28 protein-coding genes are annotated in these 26,536 nt (G+C 59.7%); 11 read left to right on the forward strand and 17 right to left on the reverse strand.

Annotated elements, in window-relative coordinates; translation table 11 throughout:
• The first annotated feature begins 26 nt into the window (after positions 1–26).
• From AC0L7L_RS10600 to AC0L7L_RS10615, 4 genes are all read left to right on the forward strand, one after another.
• Positions 27–956: a pirin family protein gene (locus tag AC0L7L_RS10600; protein WP_473508922.1), complete on the forward strand. Its 930-nt coding sequence runs from the start codon at positions 27–29 to the stop codon at positions 954–956.
• Positions 957–1,004: 48 nt separating this feature from the next.
• Positions 1,005–2,939 (forward strand): 1-deoxy-D-xylulose-5-phosphate synthase, encoded by a 1,935-nt coding sequence (gene dxs, locus AC0L7L_RS10605; RefSeq protein WP_272211877.1) that lies wholly within the window; start codon positions 1,005–1,007, stop codon positions 2,937–2,939.
• A 65-nt stretch (positions 2,940–3,004) separates the two neighbouring features.
• Positions 3,005–3,784, forward strand: a complete 780-nt coding sequence (locus tag AC0L7L_RS10610) for a TlyA family RNA methyltransferase (protein WP_473508924.1) — start codon at positions 3,005–3,007, stop codon at positions 3,782–3,784.
• Positions 3,774–5,027 (forward strand): class I SAM-dependent RNA methyltransferase, encoded by a 1,254-nt coding sequence (locus AC0L7L_RS10615; protein WP_473508926.1) that lies wholly within the window; start codon positions 3,774–3,776, stop codon positions 5,025–5,027. Before AC0L7L_RS10610 ends, AC0L7L_RS10615 begins: the two co-directional genes overlap by 11 nt.
• A 62-nt stretch (positions 5,028–5,089) precedes the next feature.
• Here the strand turns inward: AC0L7L_RS10615 and AC0L7L_RS10620 are convergent, their stop codons facing one another.
• From AC0L7L_RS10620 to AC0L7L_RS10645, 6 genes are all read right to left on the reverse strand, one after another.
• The gene (locus AC0L7L_RS10620) at positions 5,090–5,587 is read right to left on the reverse strand and encodes a BA14K family protein (protein ID WP_272211882.1); all 498 of its coding nucleotides are present in this window, start codon (positions 5,585–5,587) and stop codon (positions 5,090–5,092) included.
• A 179-nt stretch (positions 5,588–5,766) separates the two neighbouring features.
• Positions 5,767–6,435: a BA14K family protein gene (locus AC0L7L_RS10625; protein WP_473508928.1), complete on the reverse strand. Its 669-nt coding sequence runs from the start codon at positions 6,433–6,435 to the stop codon at positions 5,767–5,769.
• Positions 6,436–6,582: 147 nt separating this feature from the next.
• On the reverse strand, positions 6,583–7,620 hold the full coding sequence (locus AC0L7L_RS10630; RefSeq protein WP_473508930.1) for a histone deacetylase family protein: 1,038 nt from the start codon (positions 7,618–7,620) through the stop codon (positions 6,583–6,585).
• Positions 7,621–7,770: 150 nt separating this feature from the next.
• On the reverse strand, positions 7,771–8,295 hold the full coding sequence (locus AC0L7L_RS10635) for a GNAT family N-acetyltransferase (protein ID WP_473508932.1): 525 nt from the start codon (positions 8,293–8,295) through the stop codon (positions 7,771–7,773).
• A gap of 12 nt (positions 8,296–8,307) precedes the next feature.
• Positions 8,308–8,874 (reverse strand): helix-turn-helix domain-containing protein, encoded by a 567-nt coding sequence (locus AC0L7L_RS10640; protein WP_473513885.1) that lies wholly within the window; start codon positions 8,872–8,874, stop codon positions 8,308–8,310.
• Positions 8,875–8,962: 88 nt separating this feature from the next.
• Positions 8,963–9,715, reverse strand: coding sequence for a hypothetical protein (locus tag AC0L7L_RS10645; protein ID WP_473508934.1), 753 nt, complete (start codon positions 9,713–9,715; stop codon positions 8,963–8,965).
• 239 nt (positions 9,716–9,954) lie between these two features.
• Between AC0L7L_RS10645 and AC0L7L_RS10650 the strand changes: the two genes are divergently transcribed.
• The 4 genes from AC0L7L_RS10650 to lepA all read left to right on the forward strand — a co-directional run bounded on the left by AC0L7L_RS10650 (position 9,955) and on the right by lepA (position 14,033).
• Entirely contained in the window at positions 9,955–10,791 is an 837-nt protein-coding gene (locus AC0L7L_RS10650) for an IS5 family transposase (protein WP_272210312.1), read from the forward strand.
• 97 nt (positions 10,792–10,888) lie between these two features.
• Entirely contained in the window at positions 10,889–11,725 is an 837-nt protein-coding gene (locus AC0L7L_RS10655) for an IS5 family transposase (RefSeq protein WP_272210312.1), read from the forward strand.
• A 31-nt stretch (positions 11,726–11,756) separates the two neighbouring features.
• On the forward strand, positions 11,757–12,146 hold the full coding sequence (locus tag AC0L7L_RS10660) for a hypothetical protein (RefSeq protein WP_473508936.1): 390 nt from the start codon (positions 11,757–11,759) through the stop codon (positions 12,144–12,146).
• Between the two features lie 60 nt (positions 12,147–12,206).
• Positions 12,207–14,033: a translation elongation factor 4 gene (gene lepA / locus AC0L7L_RS10665; protein WP_473508938.1), complete on the forward strand. Its 1,827-nt coding sequence runs from the start codon at positions 12,207–12,209 to the stop codon at positions 14,031–14,033.
• Positions 14,034–14,118: 85 nt separating this feature from the next.
• On the opposite strand, the gene AC0L7L_RS10670 is transcribed toward lepA, so the two are convergent.
• The 5 genes from AC0L7L_RS10670 to AC0L7L_RS10690 all read right to left on the reverse strand — a co-directional run bounded on the left by AC0L7L_RS10670 (position 14,119) and on the right by AC0L7L_RS10690 (position 16,628).
• Positions 14,119–14,670: a YceI family protein gene (locus AC0L7L_RS10670; protein ID WP_272211890.1), complete on the reverse strand. Its 552-nt coding sequence runs from the start codon at positions 14,668–14,670 to the stop codon at positions 14,119–14,121.
• A 20-nt stretch (positions 14,671–14,690) separates the two neighbouring features.
• Entirely contained in the window at positions 14,691–15,263 is a 573-nt protein-coding gene (locus AC0L7L_RS10675; protein ID WP_272211891.1) for a cytochrome b, read from the reverse strand.
• A 72-nt stretch (positions 15,264–15,335) separates the two neighbouring features.
• On the reverse strand, positions 15,336–15,728 hold the full coding sequence (locus tag AC0L7L_RS10680) for a YceI family protein (RefSeq protein WP_473508940.1): 393 nt from the start codon (positions 15,726–15,728) through the stop codon (positions 15,336–15,338).
• The gene (locus AC0L7L_RS10685; RefSeq protein ID WP_473508942.1) at positions 15,703–15,912 is read right to left on the reverse strand and encodes a YceI family protein; all 210 of its coding nucleotides are present in this window, start codon (positions 15,910–15,912) and stop codon (positions 15,703–15,705) included. Before AC0L7L_RS10685 ends, AC0L7L_RS10680 begins: the two co-directional genes overlap by 26 nt.
• 224 nt (positions 15,913–16,136) lie before the next feature.
• A complete protein-coding gene (locus AC0L7L_RS10690) occupies positions 16,137–16,628 on the reverse strand; it encodes an acyl-CoA thioesterase (RefSeq protein WP_272211893.1) in 492 nt (163 codons plus the stop codon).
• Positions 16,629–17,013: 385 nt separating this feature from the next.
• Here AC0L7L_RS10690 and AC0L7L_RS10695 point away from each other — a divergent pair, with 385 nt between their 5' ends.
• Entirely contained in the window at positions 17,014–17,691 is a 678-nt protein-coding gene (locus AC0L7L_RS10695; RefSeq protein WP_473508944.1) for a hypothetical protein, read from the forward strand.
• A 65-nt stretch (positions 17,692–17,756) separates the two neighbouring features.
• Here the strand turns inward: AC0L7L_RS10695 and AC0L7L_RS10700 are convergent, their stop codons facing one another.
• Positions 17,757–18,797 (reverse strand): magnesium transporter, encoded by a 1,041-nt coding sequence (locus tag AC0L7L_RS10700; RefSeq protein WP_272211895.1) that lies wholly within the window; start codon positions 18,795–18,797, stop codon positions 17,757–17,759.
• A 224-nt stretch (positions 18,798–19,021) separates the two neighbouring features.
• Between AC0L7L_RS10700 and clcA the strand changes: the two genes are divergently transcribed.
• Complete coding sequence (gene clcA / locus AC0L7L_RS10705; protein WP_272211896.1) at positions 19,022–20,374, forward strand: H(+)/Cl(-) exchange transporter ClcA; 1,353 nt, start codon at positions 19,022–19,024, stop codon at positions 20,372–20,374.
• Between the two features lie 145 nt (positions 20,375–20,519).
• Here the strand turns inward: clcA and AC0L7L_RS10710 are convergent, their stop codons facing one another.
• The 4 genes from AC0L7L_RS10710 to AC0L7L_RS10725 all read right to left on the reverse strand — a co-directional run bounded on the left by AC0L7L_RS10710 (position 20,520) and on the right by AC0L7L_RS10725 (position 23,399).
• Positions 20,520–21,479 carry a formylglycine-generating enzyme family protein gene (locus AC0L7L_RS10710; RefSeq protein ID WP_473508946.1) on the reverse strand — a complete coding sequence of 320 codons (960 nt, stop codon included), beginning with the start codon at positions 21,477–21,479 and terminating at the stop codon, positions 20,520–20,522.
• Positions 21,480–22,142: 663 nt separating this feature from the next.
• Complete coding sequence (locus AC0L7L_RS10715; protein WP_272211898.1) at positions 22,143–22,574, reverse strand: hypothetical protein; 432 nt, start codon at positions 22,572–22,574, stop codon at positions 22,143–22,145.
• 11 nt (positions 22,575–22,585) lie between these two features.
• Complete coding sequence (locus AC0L7L_RS10720) at positions 22,586–22,930, reverse strand: penta-EF hand family protein (protein ID WP_272211899.1); 345 nt, start codon at positions 22,928–22,930, stop codon at positions 22,586–22,588.
• Between the two features lie 148 nt (positions 22,931–23,078).
• The gene (locus AC0L7L_RS10725) at positions 23,079–23,399 is read right to left on the reverse strand and encodes a hypothetical protein (RefSeq protein ID WP_272211900.1); all 321 of its coding nucleotides are present in this window, start codon (positions 23,397–23,399) and stop codon (positions 23,079–23,081) included.
• Between the two features lie 230 nt (positions 23,400–23,629).
• On the opposite strand from AC0L7L_RS10725, the gene AC0L7L_RS10730 reads away from it, so the two are divergent.
• A complete protein-coding gene (locus AC0L7L_RS10730; protein ID WP_473508949.1) occupies positions 23,630–26,125 on the forward strand; it encodes a heavy metal translocating P-type ATPase in 2,496 nt (831 codons plus the stop codon).
• On the opposite strand, the gene AC0L7L_RS10735 is transcribed toward AC0L7L_RS10730, so the two are convergent.
• Entirely contained in the window at positions 26,085–26,486 is a 402-nt protein-coding gene (locus tag AC0L7L_RS10735; RefSeq protein ID WP_473508951.1) for a hypothetical protein, read from the reverse strand. The two genes, AC0L7L_RS10730 and AC0L7L_RS10735, sit on opposite strands and share 41 nt — an antisense overlap.
• Positions 26,487–26,536: the final 50 nt, after the last annotated feature.

The raw sequence follows: 26,536 nt of genomic DNA on the forward strand, positions 1-26,536 counted from the left end.
GCCCGAAGCGCAGGGAGTGTGCAGCAATGTCGTTCTTTCCGGGACAAGATCCTGAATTCGGTGATGCACAATCCTGCAATGCAGTGTCGCAGCTCATTATTCCGCGTACCAGCGACATCGGCGGGTTCGAGGTGCGCCGGGCGCTGCCGACGATCAAGCGCCGGCTGGTTGGGCCGTTCATCTTCTTCGACCGCATGGGCCCTGCTCGTTTCGGCGGCAATGGCGAGGCGCTGGACGTCAAGCCGCATCCGCATATCGGGCTGTCGACCGTGACCTATCTGACATCGGGCGAGATTGGCCACCGCGACACGCTGGGCAACCACACCATCATTCGCCCGGGCGACGTCAACCTGATGACGGCAGGGCGCGGCATTGTCCATTCCGAGCGCACGCCCGATGACCTCAGACTGCGGCCCCATGCACTTTCGGGCGTGCAGACCTGGCTCGCGCTTCCCGAGCATGACGAGGAAATCGACCCGGCCTTTGGTCACACGGAAAAGAACGCTCTGCCGACGATTTCGGAAAACGGCGTCAGCGGGCGCGTCGTCCTGGGCAATTTTTCCGGCCTCACGGCCGATGTCCACACGCACACCGACACGTTGTTCGTCGATCTGGCGCTCAGGCCCGGCGCCCGTTTCTCATTTCCTGCCGAGCATGAGGAACGCGCGATCTACATTCTGGACGGCGAAGTCGAAATCGCCGGCGATGTCTTCGGACCCGAGCAATTGCTGGTTCTCGCCCCCCTTGATACGATCACGATTAACGGCACGGGGGAACACGGATGCCACCTCATGCTTTTTGGAGGAGCGGCGCTGGAAAAACCGCGCCATATCTGGTGGAACTTCGTGTCGTCTTCAAAAGAACGTATTGAACAGGCGAAGGAAGACTGGCGTCAGGGCCGATTCGGCCTGGTTCCCGGAGATGAAGCGGAATTTGTTCCTTTGCCCGGACGCTGAAATTCGATAGAAACGATTTAGAAACGAAAACGCGTGATCGGCTCGCGCATGAGGCAAGTTGAAGTGACGCTACCGTCCAAAACCTCCATTCTCGACGGGATCAACCTGCCCGCGGACCTGCGCAATGTGGAAGATCGTGACCTTCCACAGCTTGCCGGAGAAGTGCGCGCGGAGATGATCGACGCGGTTTCGCGCACCGGTGGCCATCTTGGTGCGGGCCTCGGCGTTGTAGAGCTCACGATCGCGATCCACAAGGTTTTCAACACCCCGCATGACCGCGTTATCTTCGACGTCGGTCATCAGTGCTATCCCCACAAGATCCTGACCGGACGCCGCGAAAGAATGCGGACACTGCGTCAGGAAAATGGCCTTTCCGGTTTCACCCGCCGTGCCGAAAGCGAATACGACCCCTTCGGTGCAGGCCACTCCTCCACCTCGATTTCCGCCGGGCTCGGCATGGCAGTAGCCTCCAAGCTTCAGGATGAGCCGCGCAATGTCATCTCCGTTATCGGCGATGGCGCGATGTCCGCCGGCATGGCCTTCGAGGCGCTCAACAATGCAGGCGCGCTCGGCGCACGCCAGATCGTGATCCTCAACGACAACGACATGTCGATTGCGCCGCCGACCGGTGCCATGAGCGCGTATCTCGCGCGGCTGGCTTCCGGCCGCGCCTATCTTGAGGTGCGTGATTTTTCCAAGCGGATTACCTCCTATCTCGGAAAATCCATCGACCGCGCAATCTCGCGCGCCGTCGGCCATGCCCGCGGTTTCGTGACCGGTGGAACCATGTTCGAGGAGCTTGGCTTCTACCATATCGGCCCGATCGACGGACATTCCTTCGAACACCTTCTGCCGGTGCTGCGCAATGCCCGCGACAACGCCCGCGGCCCTGTTCTGATCCATGTGGTCACGCAGAAGGGCAAGGGCTACGGGCCGGCAGAAGAAGCCGCCGACAAGTGCCACGCCGTCAGCCGCTTCGATGTGGTGACCGGCACTCAGGCGAAATCCAAGCCCAATGCGCCAAGCTACACATCCGTTTTTTCGAAAGCGCTGATCGAGGAAGCACGGAATGACAGCAATGTTGTGGCGATTACCGCCGCCATGCCCTCCGGCACCGGTCTCGACAAGTTCCAGGAATTGTACCCGAGCCGGCTTTTCGATGTCGGCATTGCCGAGCAACACGCCGTCACCTTCGCGGCTGGTCTGGCGTGCGAAGGGATGAAACCTTTCTGCGCGCTCTATTCGACCTTCCTGCAGCGCGGCTATGATCAGGTCGTCCATGATGTTGCGATCCAGGGACTGCCGGTGCGCTTCCCCATCGACAGGGCCGGTTTTGTCGGCGCCGACGGACCGACCCATTCGGGCTCGTTCGACACGACCTATCTCGCCACCCTGCCGGGCTTCGTGGTGATGGCCGCCGCCGACGAGGCGGAACTGATGCATATGGTCCGCACCGCCGCCGATTACACCGCAGGTCCGATTTCGTTCCGCTATCCCCGTGGCGAAGGTACCGGGATAGCTCTGCCGGAACGCGGCGAGATCCTCGAGATCGGCAAGGGCCGGATCATCTCCGAGGGATCAAAGGTGGCGTTGCTGTCCTTCGGCACACGCCTTGGCGAATGTCGCGAGGCGGCAACCGTGCTGAATGCGGCAGGCCTTTCGACAACATTGGCCGATGCCCGTTTTGCCAAACCACTCGACCATGACCTCATCCGCCAGCTTGCCGCCCATCATGAAGTGCTTGTCACGATTGAAGAAGGTGCGGCCGGCGGTTTCGGCGCCCACGTCATCCAGTTTCTCGCTAATGAAGGTCTGCTCGATCAGGGCCTGAGGGTGCGACAGATGGTGCTGCCCGATGTCTGGATGGAGCAGGCCAAGCCCGAGGTGATGTACGAAAAGGCGGGGCTCGACCGCGACGGTATTGTCGATACGGTTTTCCGTGCACTCGGACGGTCCGGCATTTCGACCGGCGCAACGGGCTAGAGACAGGCGCGGCAAACCTGCCCTGCCTGCTTGCACTTTCGGGAAAATGCGTTCATGGAGCGGCGATGACCGATACCGCCCAGCGCCTTGACCAGCTTCTGGTCAGCCTCAATCATTTCAAGACCCGTTCAAGGGCGCGCGACGCCATTTTGCGCGGCGCCGTCTGCGTGAACGGGCGAACAGCGAAGAAACCGGGCGAACCCGTACAAGCGACCAGCCGGATCTCGGTGAGCGACCCTGCCAGTGCCTATGTTTCCCGCGCAGCACTCAAACTGATCGCCGCGCTCGATCATTTCTCCCTCTCGCCGGAGAGCGCCAGCGCACTGGATATCGGCGCATCGACAGGCGGCTTTAGCCAGGTGCTCCTGGAACGCGGCGCACGCCATGTAACCGCAATCGATGTCGGCCATGGCCAGATGGCAGCCCGCATTGCTGACGATCCGCGCGTGACCAATATCGAAGGACTAAACGCGCGGCGTCTTTCGCGCCAGGATATCGGCGAGAAGCCCGTCGATTTCGTGGTCTCCGACGTGTCCTTCATTTCGCTCAAACTTGCCCTGCCGCCGGCGCTGTCACTGGCGAAACCCGGTGCTTTCTGTGTACTTCTGGTGAAACCGCAGTTTGAATCCGGCAAAGAAAATATCGGCAAGAAGGGACTTTTGAAGGACCCGGCCACGGGGCCAGAAATTGCCGCAGCGCTTGAGAGTTGGCTTGTGGGAGAACAGGGCTGGGAGAGCCTTGGCATCACCCCGTCGCCCATTGAAGGCAGTGACGGAAACCGCGAATATCTGCTTGCCGGAAGAAAACCCGGCGCAACCGGAAAACAGGACCACCATGGCCGCTGAAACATTTGTGATCGAACGGCTTGGGAGCCAGGGCGACGGCGTTGCCGCTGGTGCTGATGGCCCGGTCTATATCCCGTTTGCCCTGCCGGGCGAAAAAGTCACCGTCGCGCGCGAAAAGTCGAAGGCGATGATGCTGTCGCTGCTCGATGCATCCGCCGAAAGGATCGAACCAACCTGTCGCCATTTCGGACCGGATGGCGAAAATGGCACCTGTGGCGGCTGTTCGCTGCAGCATCTGGAACGCAGCAGCTATGACACCTTCAAGCGGCAAGTGGTGATCGACGCGCTTGCTGCCCACGGGATCGACTGTCCTGTCGCGCCAATGGTGCCATCGGGACCCGGCGAACGCCGCCGGGCAAGTTTTGCCGGCCGCCGTACTGAAAACGGGATCCTGCTCGGTTTTTCGAGCCCCGAAAGTCATCACATCGTCGCCATCGAGGAGTGTCCGGTGCTAACGCCGGCGCTGTTTGCACGCCTGCCCGCGCTGAAGCTTCTTGCCGGCATTCTGGTGTCCACCAGCGAGCCGTTCCGTATCGCGGTGATGGAAACGGAAACCGGGCTCGACATCAGTTTCTCCGGCCTGAAGACGCCGTCGGAAGAACGCCGCCAGGCCGCTACCCGCGCAGTCATGACCGTCAAGGGGATCGCCCGGCTAACCATCGGCGATGAAATCTTGGTGGAGCCGACCAAACCGGAGCTGGATCTCGCTGGCACCAGGGTTCTGCCCCCGCCTGCCAGCTTCGCCCAAGCGACCAGGCTTGCCGAAGAGGCGATGACGGGACTGGTCCTGAAACACATGAAAGGCCGGAAGCGTGTCGCCGACCTCTTCAGCGGTTTCGGCACATTCTCGCTTCGCCTGGCGATGAAATCACGCGTTCATGCCGTGGAATTCGATGGGCCGGCGCTTGCCGCACTCGATCAAGCGGTTCGAAACCGGCAGGGCTTGAGACAGGTGACGACGGAGCGGCGCGATCTCGCCCGCCGGCCGCTCCTGCCGCGTGAACTCGCACCCTATGACGGGGTCGTCTTCGACCCGCCTCGCGCCGGGGCGAAGGACCAGGCCGAAGAGCTCGCACGCTCAGCCGTGCCGCGCATTGTCGCCGTGTCGTGCAATCCACAAACGCTTGGCCGCGATTTGGCAATCCTGAAGGCGGGCGGCTATCGCGTCGACACGGTTACACCGGTCGACCAGTTCTTCTGGAGCGCCCATGTGGAAACTGTCGCCTTTCTCAGCCGGGACTGAGGCAACGAAAAACCCCGGGGCCTTGACCACCGGGGTTTTCTGATCAAGCGCGAAGTTCAGCATCAGTAATAGGGCGAGAGGCACTGTTTGCGCGGGCCGTTATAGGGCTGGAACGTGTTATCCGCCGGACGGTAGGAGCGATAGCGCGCCTCGCACCAATTATAGTGCTGCGGGTTGATCCCGTAGGTCCGCTGCGGCTGGTTTCGCTGGTTGGCCGCAACCGCCCCGCCAATGATGAGTGCACCGGCACCCAGAATAGCGAGCGGCACCCAGGCATCATTGTTGTTGCCATAGTAGCCGCCGCGGGGCGGAGGCGGACGATACCCCCAGCCACCACCATTATAGTGGCGCCGGTCGTAACCGCGGTCATAGCCGCGGCCTCGATTTCCGCGATTGCCATGATAACGGTCACCGCCGCCACGATATTCGACCGTCTCGATATTATTGCTGATCGATTGGGCCGGGTTCATCACCGGCATTGCTTCAGCAGGCAGAACGCTCACCGCCATGAAGGCAGAGGCAATTACGGCCGCTGCCGTTTTACTTACCATTCTGGTCATCTGTTTCTCCTGTTTACTGCTTCAGTGCCGAAAATCGGGCGCCGAAATTGTCGATTACAAGGACAAGCTAATAAAACCTGCCTGAACCCAGGATTAACGTTTCAGAAATAAAAACGGATGCACGCGCCGCCAGCGAAACGGCGACACGTACTGTCAGAGCATTTCAGTTCTCCGGCCCGTCAATAGTATGGCGAAGTGCATTGCTTGCGCGGGCCGTGATAGGGCTGAAAGGTGTTATCGGACTCACGATAGGATTTGTAGTGGTCCTCGCACCATTGGTAGTGCTTTGGGTTTATCCCCGCCTCGACCGGCGCCGAATAATTGCTGGTTGCCGCAGCGGTAACACCGCCACCGATCAGGGCACCTGCACCGAATGCGACCGCAGACCCCCAGTTGTTCCAGTTCGGTCCGCCATACCAGCCGGGTCCGTAAGCTCCATAGGGACCACCATAAACAGGTACCGGATAGGGCACGGGATACGGCCTGTAGGGCGGAGGAGGCGGATGCCCGTGATACGGGCCACCGTGCCCGTAGGGACCGTGCCCATAGGGACCGCCGTGACCGTAGGGCCCGCCATGCCAGTGAGGATCGTCCCCATGCGGGCCGCCGACAGGATGATGATAGGGCGGCGACCGGTGCAGCCCGCCGTGAAGCGCGGGCCCGGGGGCCATTCGTGGGCCACCGCGAAATGCCGGCCCTGCAGGATGCGGCATACCGCCGTGGAAATGTCCCATGCCGCCGCCATGAAAACCGCCCACGGGATGTGCCTGCGCCGGCATGATCGCCGCCGATGCCAGCATGCCTGCCGTCACAAATGTGACCAATGCCTTTCTTGCCGCCTTGAACATGAGCTGCCTCCAGAAGGGAACATCAGAAGCGTTGGCGGACCGCACAAACGAACCGTCCGCAATCCGGGGTAGTGCGTTTAACACTCTCAACCTGAATGCAGCATTAACGACAAAACCACCGAAAATATGTCGGCGTGCCGCGTGCAATCAGGTCCCGCTGGCCTCCAGTCCGATCAGAACATTGGCAACATTATCGCCGATTTCGTGCACACCGTAGCCACCCTCCATCACGGTCATCACCGGCAGGCCGCGCGCTGCCACTAGCGCACCCATTTCCAGGAAATTTGCGGTCTTGAGCCGGAAGAAGGAAATCGGATCTTTCTCGAAGGTATCGACGCCGAGGGAGAGCACCAGCGCATCCGCGCCATAGGCCATAATCCGATCCAGCGCCGCCTCCAGCGCTTCTCTATAAGCCGGCCAGGCGGTGTTGCGGAGCATCGGAAAATTGACATTGAAGCCCTCGCCCTTCCCCTTGCCAGTCTCCTCCTTGTGGCCCCAGAAATAGGGAAACGCATCATCCGGTTCGCCATGCAGCGAGGCAAAGAAAATGTCGTCGCGCTCATAGGTGACATCCTGGGTGCCGTTGCCATGGTGGAAATCGACATCGAGGATGGCGACCTTTTCCGCACCGTTGTCGAGAAGACGCTGGGCGGCGATGGCGGCGTTGTTCAGGAAGCAGTAGCCGCCGAAAAGATCGATCCCGGCATGGTGGCCCGGCGGACGGCAGAGCGCGAAGGCGAAACGGTTGCCCGCGCCCAGATAGTCGGCTCCGGTCATCGCGCAATCCTTGGCCGCAATCGCCGCCTCATAGGTGCCCTGGGTGATCGAGGTTTCCACGGAATTGGCGTAGTAACCGATAAGGCCGTCGATATTGTGCGGCGGGCGGGCGTGGTAGGAGCGACGCACTGGTAGCGAAATCGGAATTGCCTCGGTGGTGAAGCCCGCCGAAAGCCAGCGCTCCCAAACCGTTTCCAGAAAAGCCAGATAGCCAGCATTATGCAGTTTCAGCGGCACGGAAAGGTCATAGCGGCTCGGCGCTACCTCGTCTGAAAATCCCTTTTGCTTCAGCGCCGCACGGATCCACTCCACCCGGAAAGGGCCTTCGAAGGGTTTGACCAACTCACCGCCATGCAGCTCGGTCTTGGCATCACGCAGCTTGTGATCTTCTGAATAGATGATGCGCATTGCAGGCCCCCTTCGTTTTCACAATTCCTCCTTTGGGTAGCCTCATTCGCAGCCAGAATCCACAACAGACGCCAATTTCAAAGGGACAATCTTACCGTATGCTGCTTGCCCCTCGGCATGGCCAGCGCGAACGCGAAACAGCCCATGCTATCAGGGTAGATCACCCAGGCGCTTGTAGAAGAAGGTCGTGTCGCAATAGCCGCCTTCCGGGTAGAGCGCATAATCCGGCACCACACCCACACGGTTCCAGCCAAAGCGCGGATAGATCGCCTCGGCGGCGCTGCCAGTGGCGGTGTCGAGCACCAGAAGAAGACGGCCGCGCACGCGGCATTCCGCTTCCAGCGCGTCCATCAGCCGGCGGGCGATCCCCCTACCCCGTGCCCGGCGCAACACGATCAACTTCATGACGTCGCCGCGATGGGGCTGGTTGGGCTTTTGTGCGAGGCCAGCCTGTACCGTGCCGATGATCTCTCCGCCCTCTTCGGCAACCGCGAGGATGACAACCCCCGCAGCAACGCCATCGGCCACCTGCCGCCAATAGGCCTCGACCGCTCCCGCATCATAAGGCGCCATGAAGCCCATCGAGGCATTATCCTCGATACTGTCGGCCAGAAGCACCGAAAGCGAGGGAATCATGGCCTCGGCCTCCAACCCGCTCAAAAGCCTGATCTGCATGACAACTCCTGCTTATGGCATGCGCTCGATGATCACCGAATAGGTGACATCAGTCGTGCCTGGGTTTGAAAAGACGTGCGGTTCGGCCACCGGCATGAACAGGCAATCGCCCTTCGAAAGCTGGTGACTTTCTTCGCCGAATTCGACATTGAGGACGCCGTCCAGCACCCAGACATGCTGGCGCAGCTCCTGCGCGCCGTGTTTGGGCGGATAGGCGATGCGGCCACCGGCCGGAAAGCGGATGAGCACGATATCAACGCTCGAACCTGTGCCCGAGGGCGAAATGGAACGGCGCGTGTAGCCCGTTTCCGGATCGCGCCACACCGGCTGGTCAACGCGCCGTGAAAGCGGATCAACCGGCTTGCCGGCATCGGCGAAGAAGGCCGACAGCGAGGTGCCGAGCGCCGCGCAAAGCTTGGCAAGCACAAGCGCGGAAGGCGAGGCCTCCGCCCGCTCGATGCGCGAGATCATCGCCCGGCTGACCTCGGAATATTCAGCAAGCCGGTCGAGCGTCAGCCCCTTTTCTGCCCGCAGCCTCTTGAGGTTGAGCGCAATGGTGTGGTCGAAGGTTGAAGCGATAATATCCATGATGTGATCATGGATTTCCACCATAAGAGAGTCAAGTGATCTTTTCAGGAACCGCCCGGCTGCGATGGTTGCTGCAGGTTTAGTCAGCTTCTCGCCACGCCGTATCCCCGCACGGTCCGGTGGTTGCCAGCACCGATCCTAGATCGTTTCGTGCCGCCGCATCATCCACGAACGCCTTGCGTTTGGGCGAGAGCTGCTGCTCAAGATCGGGCCTGTTCCAGGCATCGTCGGCCCAAACCCTTTCGTTGTCGAATAAATAGTCCGGCCTCAAGATTGGAGAAGCGTTCATCAGTGACTGTTTCAGAAAGTAGAGGATATCGGGATTGAGGCGCACCACCTCGGTATCGCCGTCGAGCTCAAGATAGCTTGAGAAGGCCGAGACAGAACCCCGGCGCGCAATGCGTTCCACTTCATCGATCAACGCACGTGCCCGACTGTCGTCAGCCGTGCTGTCTTCACCTGAATATCGCCCGCAATAGGAAATCGTGATCGCGCTTTCCGGTGCATCGGCAAGTGTCTTGAGCTGGTAGGCATAGGGCGCCGTGAGACAGAAGGGAAGCCTCGAGACCTCACTGATTTCGGCATAGTTTTGCCAGCGCTGGAAGAGCGCGTCTCTGTCGGCGTTATCCCCGGCATAGGCGGGGTAACGACCGAGATAGACGGTGAAAGCCTTCTCGAGATAATCACCGCACCCTGGCGTTGTATAATCGAGGTGGGTGCCCGGAGGATTGAGAAAGCCGAATTCTTCCGGCGTAAGCTCCCAAACGGGCGGCTGCGGATGGCGCTGAAACCAGATGTCGGTGTCGGCGGCATAGGCTCCGCTCCTTAGCAAGCAGCATGCCGATATTGCGATCGTGCCAATTCGCCTCATGACTTTTTTCATCCCCACAAATCCCCGACGGCGTCCGACCATTTAGTCTGGAAAAGAAATCCACAAGCAAAAAGGACGAAGCAATGCTTGCAGGCCAAAATGACAATGCATGTCGCAGCCTAAGAGCCCGATTTAAAAGTTGTTGAGTGATATCAGAAGGATGTGATTCAACCACCTCTGCCAAGAACGTGGAGGATCGCATGCCCTGGAATGATATCACCCGCCTGCAGCATAACCGGGATCGCCTTCGCTATCCAACCGATTTGACGGACCGTGAGTGGGCTGTAATTGCTCCACTGATACCGCTGGCCAAGCCCGGCGGGCGGCCACGGAAAACGAATATGAGGGAAGTGGTGAACGCGATCCTTTATATTGCGGGCAGCGGCAGTCAATGGCGGGCTCTGCCGAAGGACTTCCCTCCGGTCTCCACGGTGCGAGGCTATTTCTATGGCTGGCGCGACATCGGCCTTTGGCAGACCATCAATCATCTGCTCGTCTGCGCTACGCGCGAACTGGAGGGGCGCGAGGCCTCGCCCACAGCCGGTGTCATCGACAGCCAGAGTGTCAAGACCACCGAAAGCGGCGGGGTTTCGGGCTACGACGCCGGCAAGAAGATCAAGGGCCGCAAGCGCCACATCATCACCGATACGATCGGGCTGATGCTGTTCGTGCTTGTCCATGCTGCCGATATCCAGGACCGCGACGGTGCGCCCGATGTCCTGAAAGCCATCCGCTACCGTTTCCCCTGGTTGCGCCATGTCTTCGCAGATGGCGGCTATGCCGGGCAGAAGTTGCGAAAAGCGCTGCGCGGATGCGGCCAATGGAACCTTGAAATCATCAAGCGCTCCGACATAGCGAAAGGCTTTGAGGTTCTGCCCCGCCGATGGGTGGTGGAGCGCACCTTCGGCTGGTTCGGACGATGCCGTCGGTTGGCCAAAGATTGGGAAAAGTCCATCGCAAGCGCCACAGCATGGGTCAACATCGCCAGCATCAGGGTGATGACCAGACGCCTCGCACGATATTGTTTCCCATCATGAACTTTTGAATCCGGCTCTAAGAGCCCGATTTAAAAGTTGTTGAGTGATATCAGAAGGATGTGATTCAACCACCTCTGCCAAGAACGTGGAGGATCGCATGCCCTGGAATGATATCACCCGCCTGCAGCATAACCGGGATCGCCTTCGCTATCCAACCGATTTGACGGACCGTGAGTGGGCTGTAATTGCTCCACTGATACCGCTGGCCAAGCCCGGCGGGCGGCCACGGAAAACGAATATGAGGGAAGTGGTGAACGCGATCCTTTATATTGCGGGCAGCGGCAGTCAATGGCGGGCTCTGCCGAAGGACTTCCCTCCGGTCTCCACGGTGCGAGGCTATTTCTATGGCTGGCGCGACATCGGCCTTTGGCAGACCATCAATCATCTGCTCGTCTGCGCTACGCGCGAACTGGAGGGGCGCGAGGCCTCGCCCACAGCCGGTGTCATCGACAGCCAGAGTGTCAAGACCACCGAAAGCGGCGGGGTTTCGGGCTACGACGCCGGCAAGAAGATCAAGGGCCGCAAGCGCCACATCATCACCGATACGATCGGGCTGATGCTGTTCGTGCTTGTCCATGCTGCCGATATCCAGGACCGCGACGGTGCGCCCGATGTCCTGAAAGCCATCCGCTACCGTTTCCCCTGGTTGCGCCATGTCTTCGCAGATGGCGGCTATGCCGGGCAGAAGTTGCGAAAAGCGCTGCGCGGATGCGGCCAATGGAACCTTGAAATCATCAAGCGCTCCGACATAGCGAAAGGCTTTGAGGTTCTGCCCCGCCGATGGGTGGTGGAGCGCACCTTCGGCTGGTTCGGACGATGCCGTCGGTTGGCCAAAGATTGGGAAAAGTCCATCGCAAGCGCCACAGCATGGGTCAACATCGCCAGCATCAGGGTGATGACCAGACGCCTCGCACGATATTGTTTCCCATCATGAACTTTTGAATCCGGCTCTAAGAAGGATCGAAATGGCAATCAATGACGAAATCGGTCGGCTCAGCGACAAGAAAGAAGCAATGCTTGCCGAGCAACAAAGGGTAGAGCGCACCATCCATCAGCTTGAACAGGACCTGACCCGCATCGGGGCCGACTATGGACTTTCTGGTTCCGATCTCATCGGTATGTTCACAGGTAATCGTTTGAGACAAGCGATCGCCATGGCACAGACAGCAAATGCAGCGTCCGTACTTTCTCAGGTTGAAGACCTTCTGCGGAAGCGTAAACAACTTGAAGCGCGACTTTCCGATCTGCCTGCCGAGATCGTCGCCGTCACCTATGAGATCATCCAGAAAAACAGGGAGCGCAAAGCCAATATCGATGAACAGCGCCGATTCGGCTGTCCCAACCGCTCCTACTGACCGCCGCTCCGCTCGCAATTTCGCTTTGAAGACGCCGCCTGCGCTGCTATATGCGCGACCATGAGCACAAATGATGATCGCATTCCGCTGGACCATATCCGCAACTTTTCCATCGTGGCCCATATCGACCACGGGAAATCAACGCTGGCCGACCGCCTGATACAGACCTGTGGCGGGCTGGCGGAGCGTGAGATGTCCGCCCAGGTCCTCGATAACATGGATATCGAGCGCGAGCGCGGCATCACCATCAAGGCCCAGACCGTGCGCCTGCACTACAAGGCAAACAACGGCGAAACCTATGTGCTGAACCTGATCGACACGCCCGGCCATGTCGACTTCGCCTATGAGGTCTCGCGTTCACTGTCGGCCTGCGAAGGTTCGCTGCTCGTGGTTGACGCGTCTCAGGGCGTGGAAGCGCAGACGCTCGCCAATGTTTATCAGGCCATCGACAATGACCATGAACTGGTCACTGTGTTGAACAAGGTTGACCTGCCTGCCGCCGAACCCGACCGGATCAAGGAGCAGATCGAGGATGTCATCGGTATCGATGCCTCCGAAGCCGTACTGATTTCGGCGAAAACCGGCCTCGGTGTTCCCGATGTGCTGGAAGCGATCGTCAACCGCCTGCCGCCGCCGAAGACCGAAAAGGGCGCGGATGCACCGCTGAAGGCGCTGCTGGTCGATAGCTGGTACGACACCTATCTCGGCGTCATGGTTCTGGTACGCGTCATCGACGGCGTGCTGAAGAAGGGCCAGACGATCCGCATGATGGGCACCGATGCGAAATACCCGGTCGACCGTGTCGGCGTTCTGACACCGAAAATGCTGGTTGTCGACGAGCTTGGCCCGGGCGAGATCGGGGTCATCACCGCCTCTATCAAGGAAGTGGCCGATACCCGCGTGGGCGATACCATCACCGAAGACAAACGCCCGACTGAAAACATGCTGCCGGGCTTCAAGCCGGCCCAGCCGGTGGTGTTCTGCGGGCTGTTCCCGGTTGATGCCAATGATTTCGAGGATCTGCGCGCCGCGGTCGGCAAGCTGAGGCTCAACGATGCCTCGTTCTCCTATGAAATGGAAAGCTCGGCAGCGCTCGGCTTCGGTTTCCGCTGCGGTTTCCTCGGCCTTCTGCATCTGGAAATCGTTCAGGAGCGGCTGGAGCGCGAATTCGATCTCGACCTGATCGCCACCGCGCCTTCGGTGGTCTATGAAATGACCATGACCGACGGCTCGGAAATCGAGCTGCACAACCCGGCTGATATGCCGGAAGTGGTCAAGATTGCCGAGATCCGCGAACCGTGGATCAAGGCCTCGATCCTGACGCCGGACGATCACCTCGGTTCGATCCTGAAACTCTGCCAGGACCGCCGCGGCATCCAAACCGATCTGACCTATGTCGGCAACCGTGCGATGTTGACCTACGACCTGCCGCTCAACGAAGTGGTGTTCGATTTCTACGACCGGCTGAAGTCGATCTCGAAAGGCTATGCCTCGTTCGACTATCACCTTGATACCTACCGCGCGGGCAACCTTGTGAAGATGTCGATCCTCGTCAATGGCGAGCCGGTCGATGCGCTTTCCATGCTGGTGCACAGGGTCGCAGCCGAGAAGCGCGGACGCGACATGTGCGAGAAGCTGAAAGAGCTGATACCGAAGCACATGTTCAAGATCCCGATCCAGGCGGCCATCGGCGGCACCGTGATTGCCCGCGAAACCATCTCGGCGCTGCGCAAGGACGTGACGGCAAAGTGTTACGGAGGCGATGCCACCCGCAAGCGCAAGCTGCTGGACAAGCAGAAGGCCGGCAAAAAGCGCATGCGCCAGTTCGGCAAGGTTGAAATTCCGCAGGAAGCCTTCATCGCCGCGCTGAAGATGAGCGACGAATAGCCACCTGCAAGAAATGCTATGAATCAAAAGGCCACTGCATGGCAATCATGCAGTGGCCTTTTTGTGTGGGCGTCGCAGCGAAGGATCAGCGCGTCGCCGTCAAGTCAAGCGTCACCGTCACCGTCTCGCCAACAGTATCGGCGTTGACGGCCGGACCGAGGTCGTAGTCCTTGCGCTGAAGCGTGGCCGTGCCGATGGCATGGGCGCTGTCGCCGTCGATATCCAGTGTGAATTCCAGTTCGATCGGCAGGGTAATCGCTTTGATGGTCAGAAGACCGTCAGCCTTATACCGTCCATCATCCAAAAGCATGACATTGTCTGTCGTGAATTCCGCAGATGCGAACTCGTCGACCGCAAACCAATCGGCAGAAGGCAGCATGCCATCATACTGGGCTTTGCCTGTTGCGGCACTGGCGGTATCGATCTCGGCGGTGATGAGTGCATCATCCGGTTTTTCCGGATCGAAATCAATCGAAGCCGTCCAGCTTTCGAATTCACCAGTCAGCGTCTTTCCGCCCTGAAGCACTTCGAAGCCAAGCGTACTGTTGTCACGGTCCACGGTCCAGGTTTCGGCCATGGCAGGCGAAGCGAAGGGCACGGCAAGCGCGAAAACGGCCGCAAGGGTTTTGATGTTCATGTCGTTCTCCGGTTTTTCGATCAGGCCGTGTGCGAAAGACGTACGGAAACCATGCGCTTCAGCGTCTCGTCACGGGCAATAAAATGGTGTTTGAAGGCCGCGCCGACATGGCCGACAATCAGCAGGATCAGGAAATAAGCGGCGTATTCGTGAAACACTGCGGCCAGCGCTTCCGTCTGGGCCTTGTCGCCGGGCACAGGCAGATGCGGCATTTCGAAGAGATTGAAGACAATCGTTGGGATACCCCAGGGCGACGCCGAGACCACCAGCCAGCCCGACAGCGGCAGCAGGAACATCAAGGCATAAAGCCCCGTATGACCGAGATGGGCGACACCCTTTTCCCAAAGCGGCATATCCGCGGGAAGCCTTGGCGACGGATTGACCGCGCGCCATGCCAGACGCAGAACGGCAAATGCCAGCACAACGAAGCCGATCGACTTGTGGAGCTGAAACAGGGTGAAGGCAGCCGGGTCCGATTGCGGCAGCCGCACCATGTAGAGGCCCAGGCCAAGCATGCTGAGAATAAGCAGCGCCATGACCCAGTGAAACAGAATGGCGACTGCGCCATAGGCAGATCTGGTGTTCTTGATCATCACAATCTCCACAACCCGAAGGCAGAACCGGTTGTCCGGCTCCGCTTCATTAGGCTCAATCCGGGCTGAAGCTTATTCGGCGATCAGCGCTTCGCCGGAGAAGACGACGGAGACCTCATCGCTGATATAGGGCGTGTACATGTCCATTTCATACTCGGAACGCAGCACGGTGGTTTCCATAACGAAGCCCGCAGCCTGCTTTTCGGCCATCGGATGTTCACCGAGGGCCAGCACTTCGACATTCAAAACGGCCGGGTTGGTGATGTTCTTGATGGTCAGGTCGCCGGTTACCTCAAGCTCGGTATCGGAGATCTTCTCCACCGAAGTGCTGGTGAAGGTGATTTCCGGATAGTTGGCAACATCGAAGAAATCGCCGCTCTTGAAATGCTCGTCGCGTGGACCCCAGAATGTATCGAGGCTGTCAGCATCGATCGTGATCTCAACGGACGAGATTCTCTGGCGCATCAGTGTCGATCGTCAGCGTGGCGTCCCAGTCGCCGAAACGGCCATCGGTGATCGAATACCCCAAGTGATTGTAGCTGAATGACAGGTTGCTGTGCGACTTGTCGAATTCATAGGAGACCGGGGCGGCAATGACCGGAGCGGACATCAAGGACAGAACGACAGCCGTGGTAGCAAAACGAATCATAGGGAACCTCTCGCTGATGCGGTTAAGACGAAGACCGGAATGGTCACGTTCGCCAACACAGGTAGAGCTTTTATCGCCATCTACAATTTCGCAAACGTTGAACGATCTGTTCAACATCTCAATTCATTGATTTCAATAATCTTTTTTAAAATGAAGAAAATGTGAGGCAGCTAGCCGGCCGGTTGGAAAGGCGCGCGCAGCCATCCGTCCTCGCCTTCGCGGTCTCACCCCTGTTCCGCCTTCAGTTCCTTGAACCGGACTTCGTATTCCTTGCGCAGTTGGTGGCGCATTTGCGCTTCCTTGAAGCGGCGCTCCTTGTCTGGCGTGTTGATCTCAAGCGCCGGCACGGGCGTCGGCTTGCCATGCTCGTCAACCGCGACCATGGTGAAATAGCAGGAATTGGTGTGGCGGCGGTTGCCTGTGCGCACATCCTCCGCCTCGACACGGATACCAATTTCCATGGATGTCCGGCCCGTATAATTGACCGACGATCTGAGGGTGACCAATTCACCAACCCTGATCGGTTCGCGGAACGTCACCTGATCAACCGACAGCGTGACGGCATAATCCTGAGAAAAACGCGCGGCGCAAGAATAGGCAACACGGTCGAGCAGGCTCAGCAGTGCCCCGCCGTGTACCTTGCCGGAAAAATTCGCCATATCCGGCGTCATCAGCACAACCATTTCAAGCTGGCTCGGGTCGTGTGCACGATCCATTCTTAAATCATCCCTCTTGTTATCGGCGTCCGTTTCGCCGTGCGTCCCCGCAAGCGCGGCATGCGCGAGTTTTGCCCGAATGACGTTTACGATCAACATCAAAGAGCGTCTATTTCGGAAACCGGATCGTCCCGCTCCGGTTGACCTTTCGCGCGCGAGCCGCCAAAGTCGCCGGCAATCGCCACCCGAATATCATTCCGCAAACAGAAGATTTCACGATGTCAAAGGTCACCCAGGAGAAGGAGCATCTTCAGGCGGGGCCGTGGCCGTTTGTGACCCTGCGTCACGAAACGCAGAATGGCCGGGCACTCCTCTGGCGGGCCCGCGACCACCGCAAGGGGCTCTTCCGGCAGAGGCGCGCGCTGGAAGGCGTGCAAGCTCCCGTTTGGCAGACCGCGTTCTACAACTGGATCATGGGGCTTGTGTTTGTGATCGGCGCTTCGCTGTTCATGGCTGGAAGCGCGATGGCGCTGTTTCCGAAGATCGTCGCCAGCCTTCCGGACTGGACGACGAATGTCACTTTTTTGCCGGGTCCATTCCCTTCACGACCGCAGCCTATCTTCAGCTCTTCCAGGCCGCCAATGCCGACCAGACGATGGTGGGTACCGGAATACGGCCAAAACTTTTCGGGTGGAGCCCTGAAAGCCCCGGTTGGCTCAGCGCCTCGACCCAATTCATCGGCACGGTGGCCTTTAATTTCAACACGTTCGACGCCATCAACACGCCCAAGGGCTGGGTCGCCCAGGATCTGGTGATCTGGCTGCCCGGAATGATTGGTTCGGTGCTGTTTCTGGTCTCTGCCTATCTCGCCTATATCGAGGTCGGCCACGCCCATTTCTCCCGTCCGCGACGCGAGCTTGGCTGGTGGATCGCCGCGATCAACCTGATCGGCTGCATCGCCTTCATGATAGCATCAACGCTTGCCTATGTGCCGCGCCATGGCTCCTCCAACCTCATCATGGATGTGTCCAACGCCAATCTCTGGTTCGGCGCGTTTTGCTTTGCTTTGGCGGCGGCGCTGAGCATGCGCGAGGCCCGCCATGCGGGAAACAGCAGCAACTGACCCAAAAACCCGGAAAGCAAGCGTTACGGGGCCGGGAGAAGTGCCTCAGCAGTGCCCCGTTCGCGCTAATGGACGACGACGATACCCAGCATCATGGTGGTGATCGTGAAATAAAGCAGAAGTCCCGTCAGGTCGACGATCGTGGTCAACGCGGGGCCGGAGACAACGGCAGGATCCTGCCGCACCGCAATGGCACCGAGTGGCAGCAATGCCCCGATCAGCGTTGCCGAAACCACTTGGGCTGCCAGCGCCACGGCAATCGCAAGACCAATGCCTTCCAGTGTCATCCCCTCTGGCACGTCAGCTACATTTGAGATCAGAAAAACCTTCAGGAAGGCGAAGGCGAACAGCATTGCGGCCATCAGCAAAGAGACCCTCACCTCCCGCCACATGACAGCAACGGCCTCTTTCCAGCGGATGCTGCCAGTCGTGAGGAGACGGGTGACAAGGCTTGCAGACTGGGTGCCGACATTGCCGCCGGTATCTGCGACCATAGGCATGTAGAGGGCGAGAATGACGAGCGCATCAAGCGCGCTTTCATAAATGTGGACAACATAGCCTGCGGCAAGGCCTGCAATCGCCAGACCCAGCACCCACGGAAAACGCCGGCGGAAATCCGACCATACCGAATGCTGGAAATAATCATCGTTCATTGGCCCCGACAGACCGACGAAAACCTGGGCATCCTCCTGCAGGGTATCGACAACAAAACGGCTGGCGCGCGCGCCTTCCACCGCACCGACCAGCCGTTTCTTGCGGTCGATAACCGGCATGAACTCGATATCGCCTTCTACCATCTCATGCGCAACGGATTCCGCAGACCTGTCCGAACCCGCCACTGGACCATCTGTCCGGGCAAACCGGCTGACAGGGTCCTTCACCTGATGGCGCAAGCAGTCATGCAGGCAGACAACGCCGGCAAAGTGACCTTCCGCATCGCGGATACAGGCCATTGTCTGGTGTTTACCGCCATTTCTGGAAAACAGCTTTACAGCCTCACCGCAGCTTGTATCCGGCTTCAGCGTCAGCGGAGACTTGTCGGTGATCCGCGAAAGGGGCGTCAGGTTTGCGCTCAGAGCGAAGTCACCGGCTGTTTCATCTGTCACTGCAAAGGTCCTCTTGGTTTTCCCTAATATACAAGGAGATTTAAACGTTTGATGACGTTCCGGAAAAGACGTATCTCCGGCCCCCAGCGAGGCTGGACTTCATTTCGCTTGTCTGCATACTGAAGGTGTGTGAAGGGGGACAAGACGCACCTGCAACCCTGAATAGCCAGGCGCACCCGCTTTCCTGTTGATTTTTGACCCCCTGGCAATCCGGCACAGTTTTCATGGATGACACGTCGCAACTTCCCGATCAACCCGGCAACCGCCGTGCCGAGGCGCAGTTCATTGTCATGGCTGCTGCGGCTGGAATTCTGACCGGCACCGTCGGATCTTTCTTCCACCTGATCATCGACAGACTGCTCACCTGGCCGGAGGTCCTGTCGCGTCATCTTGAAGGCGCGTGGCTGGTCGCCGCCGCCGCCGTCATCACCATGTGCATCACAGTCGCCTCGGTCTATTTTGTGCGTCGCTACGCACCGGAAGCCGGCGGCAGCGGTGTTCAGGAAATCGAGGGCGCGATGAGCAATCTGCGCACCGTGCACTGGCGCAAGGTGCTGCCGGTCAAGTTTCTGACGGGCATTGCCGCGCTTTCTTCAGGGCTGGTGCTCGGGCGTGAGGGACCGACGATCCATATCGGCGCGTCGATCTCGGCTGCGATTACTGATTTCTTCAAGGTCTCCGATGTCGAACGGCGCGGCCTTCTGGGCGCAGGTGCCGCTGCCGGCCTGGCTTGCGCCTTCAACGCGCCGCTTGCCGCCGTCCTGTTCATCGTCGAGGAAACCCACAACCAGTTTCCCTATACGTTTCGGACCTATATGGGCGTGATTGCCGCCGCCTTCTTCGCGACCGTGATGACGGAGGTGATCGGCGGCACGGCACCCGATTTCTCGATGTCCGTGCCCGCTCCTGCGCTTTGGCTGTTGCCCGCCTTTGTGGTGCTCGGATGCGTACTGGGCGTCGTCGGCGTCAGTCTCAATGCAGCGATCATGTGTGCGAGCAGCTTTGTGATGCGCATGAACAGGCGCCTGCCATTTGTGATGCCAGCGCTGATTGGTCTTGCCGTCGGTGCGCTGTTCATCCTGTTTCCGCGCGCAGTTACCGGTGGCGAGAATGTTATCGTCATGATGGCCCGCGATCATATGGCGCTGAGTGCGTTGCTGGCGCTTGCGGTGCTGCGCTATATCAGCATGGTCGCCAGTTATTCCGCCGGAACGCCGGGCGGCATTTTCGCGCCGATGCTGGCGCTTGCCATCTGCATCGGGCTCGCCTTCGGCACCACGCTGGAAGGTCTGCTTCCGGCAGGAACCACGGTTCCACTTGCCTTCGGCATTGCGGCGATGGGTGGCCTGTTCTCGGCCTCGGTCCGCGCCCCGATCGTCGGCGTGGCGCTGACACTGGAACTTACGGGCGCCTACACGATGACACTTCCGCTGATCGCCACCTGCCTCACGGCCAATCTGATCGCCCAGTGGATCGGCGGCCACCCGATCTATGAACAGCTTCTGGAGCGTACGCTGAGCCAGGCCGGGGTCCATCCGGATCGCATGCCGAAACGGCAGGGCAGCGGCATAGCCTGAGCGAACCCGGACAAAACTGCGAAAACACGGAGTGTTGTTGATCGAGAGCGGCTCCGCGTTGCACGGAAACGCCCAAACCGCTCCATCTATTTGTTTAGTCGCAATTTCGCTGCCGTCAGGCGTTTCCGCCTGACTGTGAAATGCTCTACGCGTCGTAGGCGACACGAAACCCGACATTGCTGGCGGCACTGTCCGGCGTCAGCGCCATTCGCGCTGCTATCCGGTATCTGTAGCAATAGGAGATGTGGCAGAGAAACGATCCGCCTTTCAGAAGCCGCTCGCCGGCGGCAACCGCGTCGGCGTTGCGCTTCTTGGCATGGCGCGAGAGCGAGCGGATGCGGTAGGGATCGGCGGTCCATTCCCAGACATTGCCGGCCATGTTGTAGAACCCGCCTTCATTCGGCTCGAAGGAGCGGGCGGGTGCCGTCGCCATATAGCCGTCGGCCATGGTGTTGGTGTGCGGAAATTTCCCCTGCCAGATATTGCAGAAGATCGTATTGTCGTCCGGTTCCTCATTGCCCCAGGCAAATTTGCGGCCGCGAACACCGCTATGGGCCGCACGCTCCCACTCCGCCTCGCTTGCCAGCCTGCCGCCGACCCAGTCTGCGAAGGCCAGCGCATCGGCGTAGGATACCTGCGTAACCGGATGGTCGAGCCTGTCATCGACATTGCTGGCCGGACCTTCCGGGCGTCGCCAGTATGCACCTTCAACGCGCACCCACCAAGGCGTCGACGGCGCGTTGCCGGTAACCTCGGTGTCGGCTGGCAGCAGACCGGCAAAGACCGCCGACCAGCCAAAACGCTCAGCCTCGCTCACATAACCTGTCGCGGCAACGAAATCAGCGAATCGACGCACCGTTACCGTTTCGGCTTCAAGAGCAAAGGCATTGAGTTTGACATTGCGCGCCGGTCCTTCGCCATCGAGTGGGATCGCGGGATTGTCAAAGCCGACATGGCTGCGGCAGCCCGGAATGAAGATCGGGTTGGATCGTTCGCCGGCGATGGCCGGTGTGGTGCGGACAGCTGCAACAGCGGTCGGCGCCGGCTCAGAGGCATTGCGTGAAACCGCGCAGCAGCTACCCTTTGCCGTATCCTCCATCGTCATCGCTCCCTTCGCCCAATCGAGCTACACACGTTCAGATTGCTTTCCAGCAACTTTTAGAGCTTTTCGAACTGAATGAAAACTGTTTCAGTCGAAGATCGCACAACCAACCCGCAACGTCACAGGAAGACGAGCGGTAGAGACCGGTAAAGGTCCGACACGCTTGTATCCTGCTGTTTCGTCTTAAAATTTTGGGGGAAGTTTAAATGGTCGGGGTGGCGGGATTCGAACCCACGACCCCTTGACCCCCAGTCGTAGAATTAAGGTATTTTGTCTTTAAATATCAGATACTTAAACTGCATCTGGTTTACACACTCATCCCGAAAAACATCAATCTATTCAATAGCCGTCCATCTAAAATGTAAACCAAAAATGCGCTTCTAAAAATAATAGGCAAGGGAAAAGATGACTTGGTGATGATGGCCTGCAGGTTCATGCCGAGCGAGACGCGAACATAAAAAGAACATTCAGGTTCGATTGACACAAATCTGACACAGCGGAACGACACAATATTCTCTTTTCGTTCCATCCATACGAAAAACGCCAACATCATCGCGCCCTATCTCGGCAGTTGGAATGCACAGAACGACGATTGAGTTTCGGCCCTAGGGCAGGCCGATGCAAGAGGCCGCGCCGGAGCGCGGCCTTTTTTTGTCAGGGCCGCTGTCAGCGGTTCTCAGTCGCGCCCTCGACCAGGACGACGGCCCAGCCATCCGCAAGCGGCGAGACCGTGACGGTTTCGCCCGGTTTCAGGCAACGGTTCACGCTCATGCGATGATTGTTCACGCCCTTGAGCGTGTTGCCGTCCTCAAGCCGGATCTCGTTCTTGCAGTGATTGATGCCGTCGGCATCCGGCGCGCAATCCGCATCGGAAAGGATCGTGCCAGTAATCGCGGTCTCGCCGGCAGGAACGCCGCCCTCGATAAGCTGGAGGAGATAGCGGCCGTTCTGGCCGTTTTCCACCCAGGTGGAGATCGTCTCGCCTGCCGGGATTGCCGGTTGTTCGGCACTGTATGCGGCTGGCGCGGCGACAAGGGCTGCTGCAAGGCCGAGAGCCGCGATTGCCGAAGCGGAATAGGCGCTGAATGTCTTTGTCATCTGTTTTCTCCTTACTCGGCCGCGCCGCCATGCGGCATGGCATCGGCGTGATGGGCTTCCATTTCGCCGGCATCGAGCGTGCCGTCGCCATTGGCGTCAAGATAGCCGAACATGCGTTCATGCATGCCCTGGAACTCGGCGAGCGAAAGGCTGCCGTCACCATCGGCATCAAGCATGATCACCATCATGTCGGAATGCATCATGCCGCCCATCATCGACCCGTCCATCATGCCGGACAGCATCATGCTGCCTGTATCAGGGACCTGATCTGTTCCGGTGTGGTGGGCCGGGTTGGCGTAGGCCAGTCCTGCGCCGAGGGCGAGCGTGAGCGCGGAGGCGTAAATTATCTTGCTCATGGGAAATCTCCGTTTAGAGCGCAATCTTAGATATGGCTTCCAACATTCTGAAATTTATCTGATTTACAGAACGAAGGAGCGTTTCCCGGCGCCTGCAGGCTGCCGGGATCATCACGAAGCCAGCAAGCATGTGCCGGGCGTGAAGGCTCTAGAGTGCGGAGATGGGCGGGGGCGTTTCGGGGGCCGAAGTCTGACCGGCAAGTGGAGCGGTCAGCGGGATATTCCGTGCCGAAGGTGCTGTCCGGGAATGGATGCGCGCGAGATCGGGCGACAGGAACAGGCCGCAGGTCCCGTGATAGAGGCATGACGTGTGGATCATCGCCTTGCCGCAGGCATCTGCCGCGGAGACCGATTGTTCGTTGCAGGACGCCATGTCGGCTGGCTCGAAGCTGACGACCGTGCCCGCGCCGGCAAGGAGCCCGAGCAGGAAGACGAAAGCAATGGCAAGTGCGCGAAGCCGGCTGAACATGGTCTCTTCGAATCGAGTGGGACCTTCTGTGGAAGGATAGTTTGGCATATTTCACAGCGGTCGGGAATTGATCAGGATCATGCTCCTTTTCTGGTGAGGCGAAAAGACCGGACTGCCGGTTTCCTGATTACCCGCCTGCACTATCTGTATTTGAGTAATCCGGACGCTCTTGACCTTCCAGTGACTGGAACGGCCATGTTGGCAAAAACGGAACCGACAGGAGAGCTCAGATGCAACATTCCCATGACGAGAATGCCCCCGACGCCGGCAGTGACGCTGGCCATGGCGCAGCAGTGTCGGACAAGAAACCGTTGCGCGATCCCGTCTGCGGCATGACGGTCGATCCGAAGGCCGGAAAACCGACGGCCGAACACGATCACCGGCTCTTCCACTTCTGCTCTGAGAGCTGCCGCGACGGGTTCCTGCAGGAGCCTGAGGCCTATCTGACGGCGGAGGATCCGGTCTGCGGCATGTCCGTCGATCGCGCCAGCGCCCAGCATATGTTCAAGCACGAGGGCGAGCGTTTCTATTTCTGCTCCGCAGGCTGCCAGTCGAAATTCGAGGCGGATCCCGATCAGCACGTCCAGGGCCGACCGGAGCCGGAAGCCCAGCCCGAGGGAACGCTTTATACCTGCCCGATGCATTCGGAAATCGTGCAGGATCACCCCGGCGACTGCCCGAAATGCGGCATGGCACTCGAGCCGATGACGCCCTCGGCCGATACGGGTCCGAACCCGGAGTATGTCGACTTCAAACGCCGTCTGATGATCACCGCGCCTCTGGCGCTCGCCGTCTTCGTGCTGGAAATGGGCAGCCATCTCGGCCTGCCGTTCGAGGACTGGTTCGGGCATGCGTTGTTCGGCTGGCTGCAATTCGCGCTTGCGACTCCCGTCGTTTTCGTCTGCCGGCCATTCTTCAAGCGCGGCTGGTCTTCGATCGTCAACAAGAGTCCGAACATGTGGACCCTGATCGCGCTCGGCACGGGGGCGGCCTACGTCTTCTCGGTCGTATCGCTGGTTGCGCCCGGCCTGTTTCCGGCCTCCATGCGCGACAGCGCCGGCATGGCGCCCGTCTATTTCGAGGCGGCTGCCGTGATACTCGTCCTTGTGCTGATCGGCCAGGTGATGGAGCTGGCCGCGCGCGAACGCACGGGCGATGCGATCCGGGCGCTTCTGGATCTTGCGCCGAAGACCGCGCGCAAGGTCACGGATGAGGGCGAGGAGGATGTGCCCGTCGATACGCTGAAGCCCGGCGATGTTCTGCGCGTGCGCCCCGGCGAAAGCGTGCCGGTAGACGGCGTGGTCACCGAAGGCCACTCATCGGTCGATGAAAGCATGATCACCGGCGAGCCGGTCCCAGTCGAAAAGACCGAGGGCGAGCCGGTCACCGGCGGCACGCTCAACAAGACCGGCAGCTTCCTGATGCGGGCGGAAAGCGTCGGGGCCGAAACCACGCTGTCGCGCATCGTCGACATGGTGTCGAAGGCCCAGCGTTCGCGGGCGCCGATCCAGGCGATGGCGGACCGGGTGGCGGCCTGGTTCGTGCCAGCTGTGGTCTCCGTCGCCGTTGTTGCTTTTCTGGCCTGGGCCATATTCGGCCCGTCGCCGGCCCTCTCCTATGCCTTTGTCGCGGCCGTCTCGGTGCTGATCATTGCCTGCCCCTGTGCGCTGGGTCTTGCCACGCCGATGTCGATCATGGTTTCCACCGGGCGCGGCGCGCATGCCGGCGTTCTGATCCGCGACGCCGAGGCGCTGGAGCGCTTTTCCAAGGTGGACGTTCTCGTTGTCGACAAGACCGGCACGTTGACGGAGGGCAAGCCGGCGCTCACCGATGCCGAGCCGGCCGAGAGTTTTGATCGCGCCGACCTGCTTTCGATTGCGGCAGCCCTGGAGCGCGGCTCGGAACACCCGCTGGCCGAAGCGATCGTGACCGGCGCGCGCGAGGCGGAAGCGCCCGAGATGGAAAGCAGCGATTTCGGTGCAGTTACCGGACAGGGAGTGACGGGAACGGTGGACGGCAAACGCGTCGCGCTCGGCAATGCCGCGCTGATGGAGGCGGAAAAGGTCGACATCAGCGGTCTGAAGAAACGGGTGAAAGCCCTTCAGGGCGAGGGCAAGACCGCCATGTTCCTCGCCGTGGAAGGACGGGCTGCCGGCCTCGTTGCGGTTGCCGACCGGGTCAAGGAAACCACGCCGGATGCAATCCGCGCGCTGCACGACGCCGGCATGCGCATCATCATGGCGACGGGCGACGCGAAAGCGACGGCCGATGCCGTGGCCTCGTCGCTCGGCATCGACGAGGTTCATGCCGGCGTCAGTCCCGAGGACAAGCATGACCTGATCGAACGGTTGCGCGGCGAAGGCCTGTCCGTCGCCATGGCCGGCGACGGCGTCAACGATGCGCCGGCCATGGCCGCCGCCGATGTCGGTATCGCCATGGGAACGGGCGCCGATGTCGCTGTGGAAAGCGCAGGCATCACCCTGGTGAAGGGAGACCTAACCGGCATTGTCCGCGCCCGCCACCTAGCCGAGGCGACCATGGCCAATATCCGTCAGAACCTGTTCTTCGCCTTCGTCTACAATTCCGCCGGGGTGCCACTGGCTGCCGGTATTCTGTACCCGTTCTTTGGCATCCTGCTTTCGCCGATCATTGCCGCTGCCGCGATGAGCCTCTCCTCGGTCTCCGTCATCGGCAATGCGCTGCGGCTTCGGGCGACGAAGCTCTAGGAGCAAAACTCACTCGGCCCTTTGAAGAGGGGTAGTTTTTCTGATTCAAAGTCTTGGCTTTGGTTATGAAAAACGGGTTGTGGTTGAGCAAGACGGCAAGCGGGACCAGAAAGAAGTCGGCAAACAGCCAGAACCATGGCACGGCGAACTTGGCCTTGTTGAGCGCCGCCATCTCCCGCGTTTCGGCAACGACCTGCCGCAGATAATCCGCCGTCAACTCGGCCTCGATCTTCTCCCGATCGTTTTCAAGTTCCGCCCGCTTTTCGATCAGGGCTGCGGCGCGGGCGAAAGGACCACGACGAGCTCCCAAGAACAACGGACTTCGAGGTGTTTTTGCGTAAACCGCAACATACCGAAACATTGGACGTTCTATAGCCACTGTAAACCAAGATTGTCGCCGGAGACACGCGC

The sequence above is a fragment of the Martelella sp. K41-7 genome (assembly GCF_055808365.1).

Coding starts and splice junctions, on each gene's coding strand:
- AC0L7L_RS10600 (WP_473508922.1), top strand. CDS start 27: ATGTCGTTCTTTCCGGGACAAGATCCTGAATTCGGTGATGCACAATCC.
- dxs (WP_272211877.1), top strand. CDS start 1,005: ATGAGGCAAGTTGAAGTGACGCTACCGTCCAAAACCTCCATTCTCGAC.
- AC0L7L_RS10610 (WP_473508924.1), top strand. CDS start 3,005: ATGACCGATACCGCCCAGCGCCTTGACCAGCTTCTGGTCAGCCTCAAT.
- AC0L7L_RS10615 (WP_473508926.1), top strand. CDS start 3,774: ATGGCCGCTGAAACATTTGTGATCGAACGGCTTGGGAGCCAGGGCGAC.
- AC0L7L_RS10620 (WP_272211882.1), bottom strand. CDS start 5,587: ATGACCAGAATGGTAAGTAAAACGGCAGCGGCCGTAATTGCCTCTGCC.
- AC0L7L_RS10625 (WP_473508928.1), bottom strand. CDS start 6,435: ATGTTCAAGGCGGCAAGAAAGGCATTGGTCACATTTGTGACGGCAGGC.
- AC0L7L_RS10630 (WP_473508930.1), bottom strand. CDS start 7,620: ATGCGCATCATCTATTCAGAAGATCACAAGCTGCGTGATGCCAAGACC.
- AC0L7L_RS10635 (WP_473508932.1), bottom strand. CDS start 8,295: ATGCAGATCAGGCTTTTGAGCGGGTTGGAGGCCGAGGCCATGATTCCC.
- AC0L7L_RS10650 (WP_272210312.1), top strand. CDS start 9,955: ATGCCCTGGAATGATATCACCCGCCTGCAGCATAACCGGGATCGCCTT.
- AC0L7L_RS10655 (WP_272210312.1), top strand. CDS start 10,889: ATGCCCTGGAATGATATCACCCGCCTGCAGCATAACCGGGATCGCCTT.
- AC0L7L_RS10660 (WP_473508936.1), top strand. CDS start 11,757: ATGGCAATCAATGACGAAATCGGTCGGCTCAGCGACAAGAAAGAAGCA.
- lepA (WP_473508938.1), top strand. CDS start 12,207: ATGAGCACAAATGATGATCGCATTCCGCTGGACCATATCCGCAACTTT.
- AC0L7L_RS10670 (WP_272211890.1), bottom strand. CDS start 14,670: ATGAACATCAAAACCCTTGCGGCCGTTTTCGCGCTTGCCGTGCCCTTC.
- AC0L7L_RS10675 (WP_272211891.1), bottom strand. CDS start 15,263: ATGATCAAGAACACCAGATCTGCCTATGGCGCAGTCGCCATTCTGTTT.
- AC0L7L_RS10680 (WP_473508940.1), bottom strand. CDS start 15,728: ATGCGCCAGAGAATCTCGTCCGTTGAGATCACGATCGATGCTGACAGC.
- AC0L7L_RS10685 (WP_473508942.1), bottom strand. CDS start 15,912: ATGATTCGTTTTGCTACCACGGCTGTCGTTCTGTCCTTGATGTCCGCT.
- AC0L7L_RS10690 (WP_272211893.1), bottom strand. CDS start 16,628: ATGGATCGTGCACACGACCCGAGCCAGCTTGAAATGGTTGTGCTGATG.
- clcA (WP_272211896.1), top strand. CDS start 19,022: ATGGATGACACGTCGCAACTTCCCGATCAACCCGGCAACCGCCGTGCC.
- AC0L7L_RS10710 (WP_473508946.1), bottom strand. CDS start 21,479: ATGACGATGGAGGATACGGCAAAGGGTAGCTGCTGCGCGGTTTCACGC.
- AC0L7L_RS10715 (WP_272211898.1), bottom strand. CDS start 22,574: ATGACAAAGACATTCAGCGCCTATTCCGCTTCGGCAATCGCGGCTCTC.
- AC0L7L_RS10720 (WP_272211899.1), bottom strand. CDS start 22,930: ATGAGCAAGATAATTTACGCCTCCGCGCTCACGCTCGCCCTCGGCGCA.
- AC0L7L_RS10725 (WP_272211900.1), bottom strand. CDS start 23,399: ATGTTCAGCCGGCTTCGCGCACTTGCCATTGCTTTCGTCTTCCTGCTC.
- AC0L7L_RS10730 (WP_473508949.1), top strand. CDS start 23,630: ATGCAACATTCCCATGACGAGAATGCCCCCGACGCCGGCAGTGACGCT.
- AC0L7L_RS10735 (WP_473508951.1), bottom strand. CDS start 26,486: ATGTTTCGGTATGTTGCGGTTTACGCAAAAACACCTCGAAGTCCGTTG.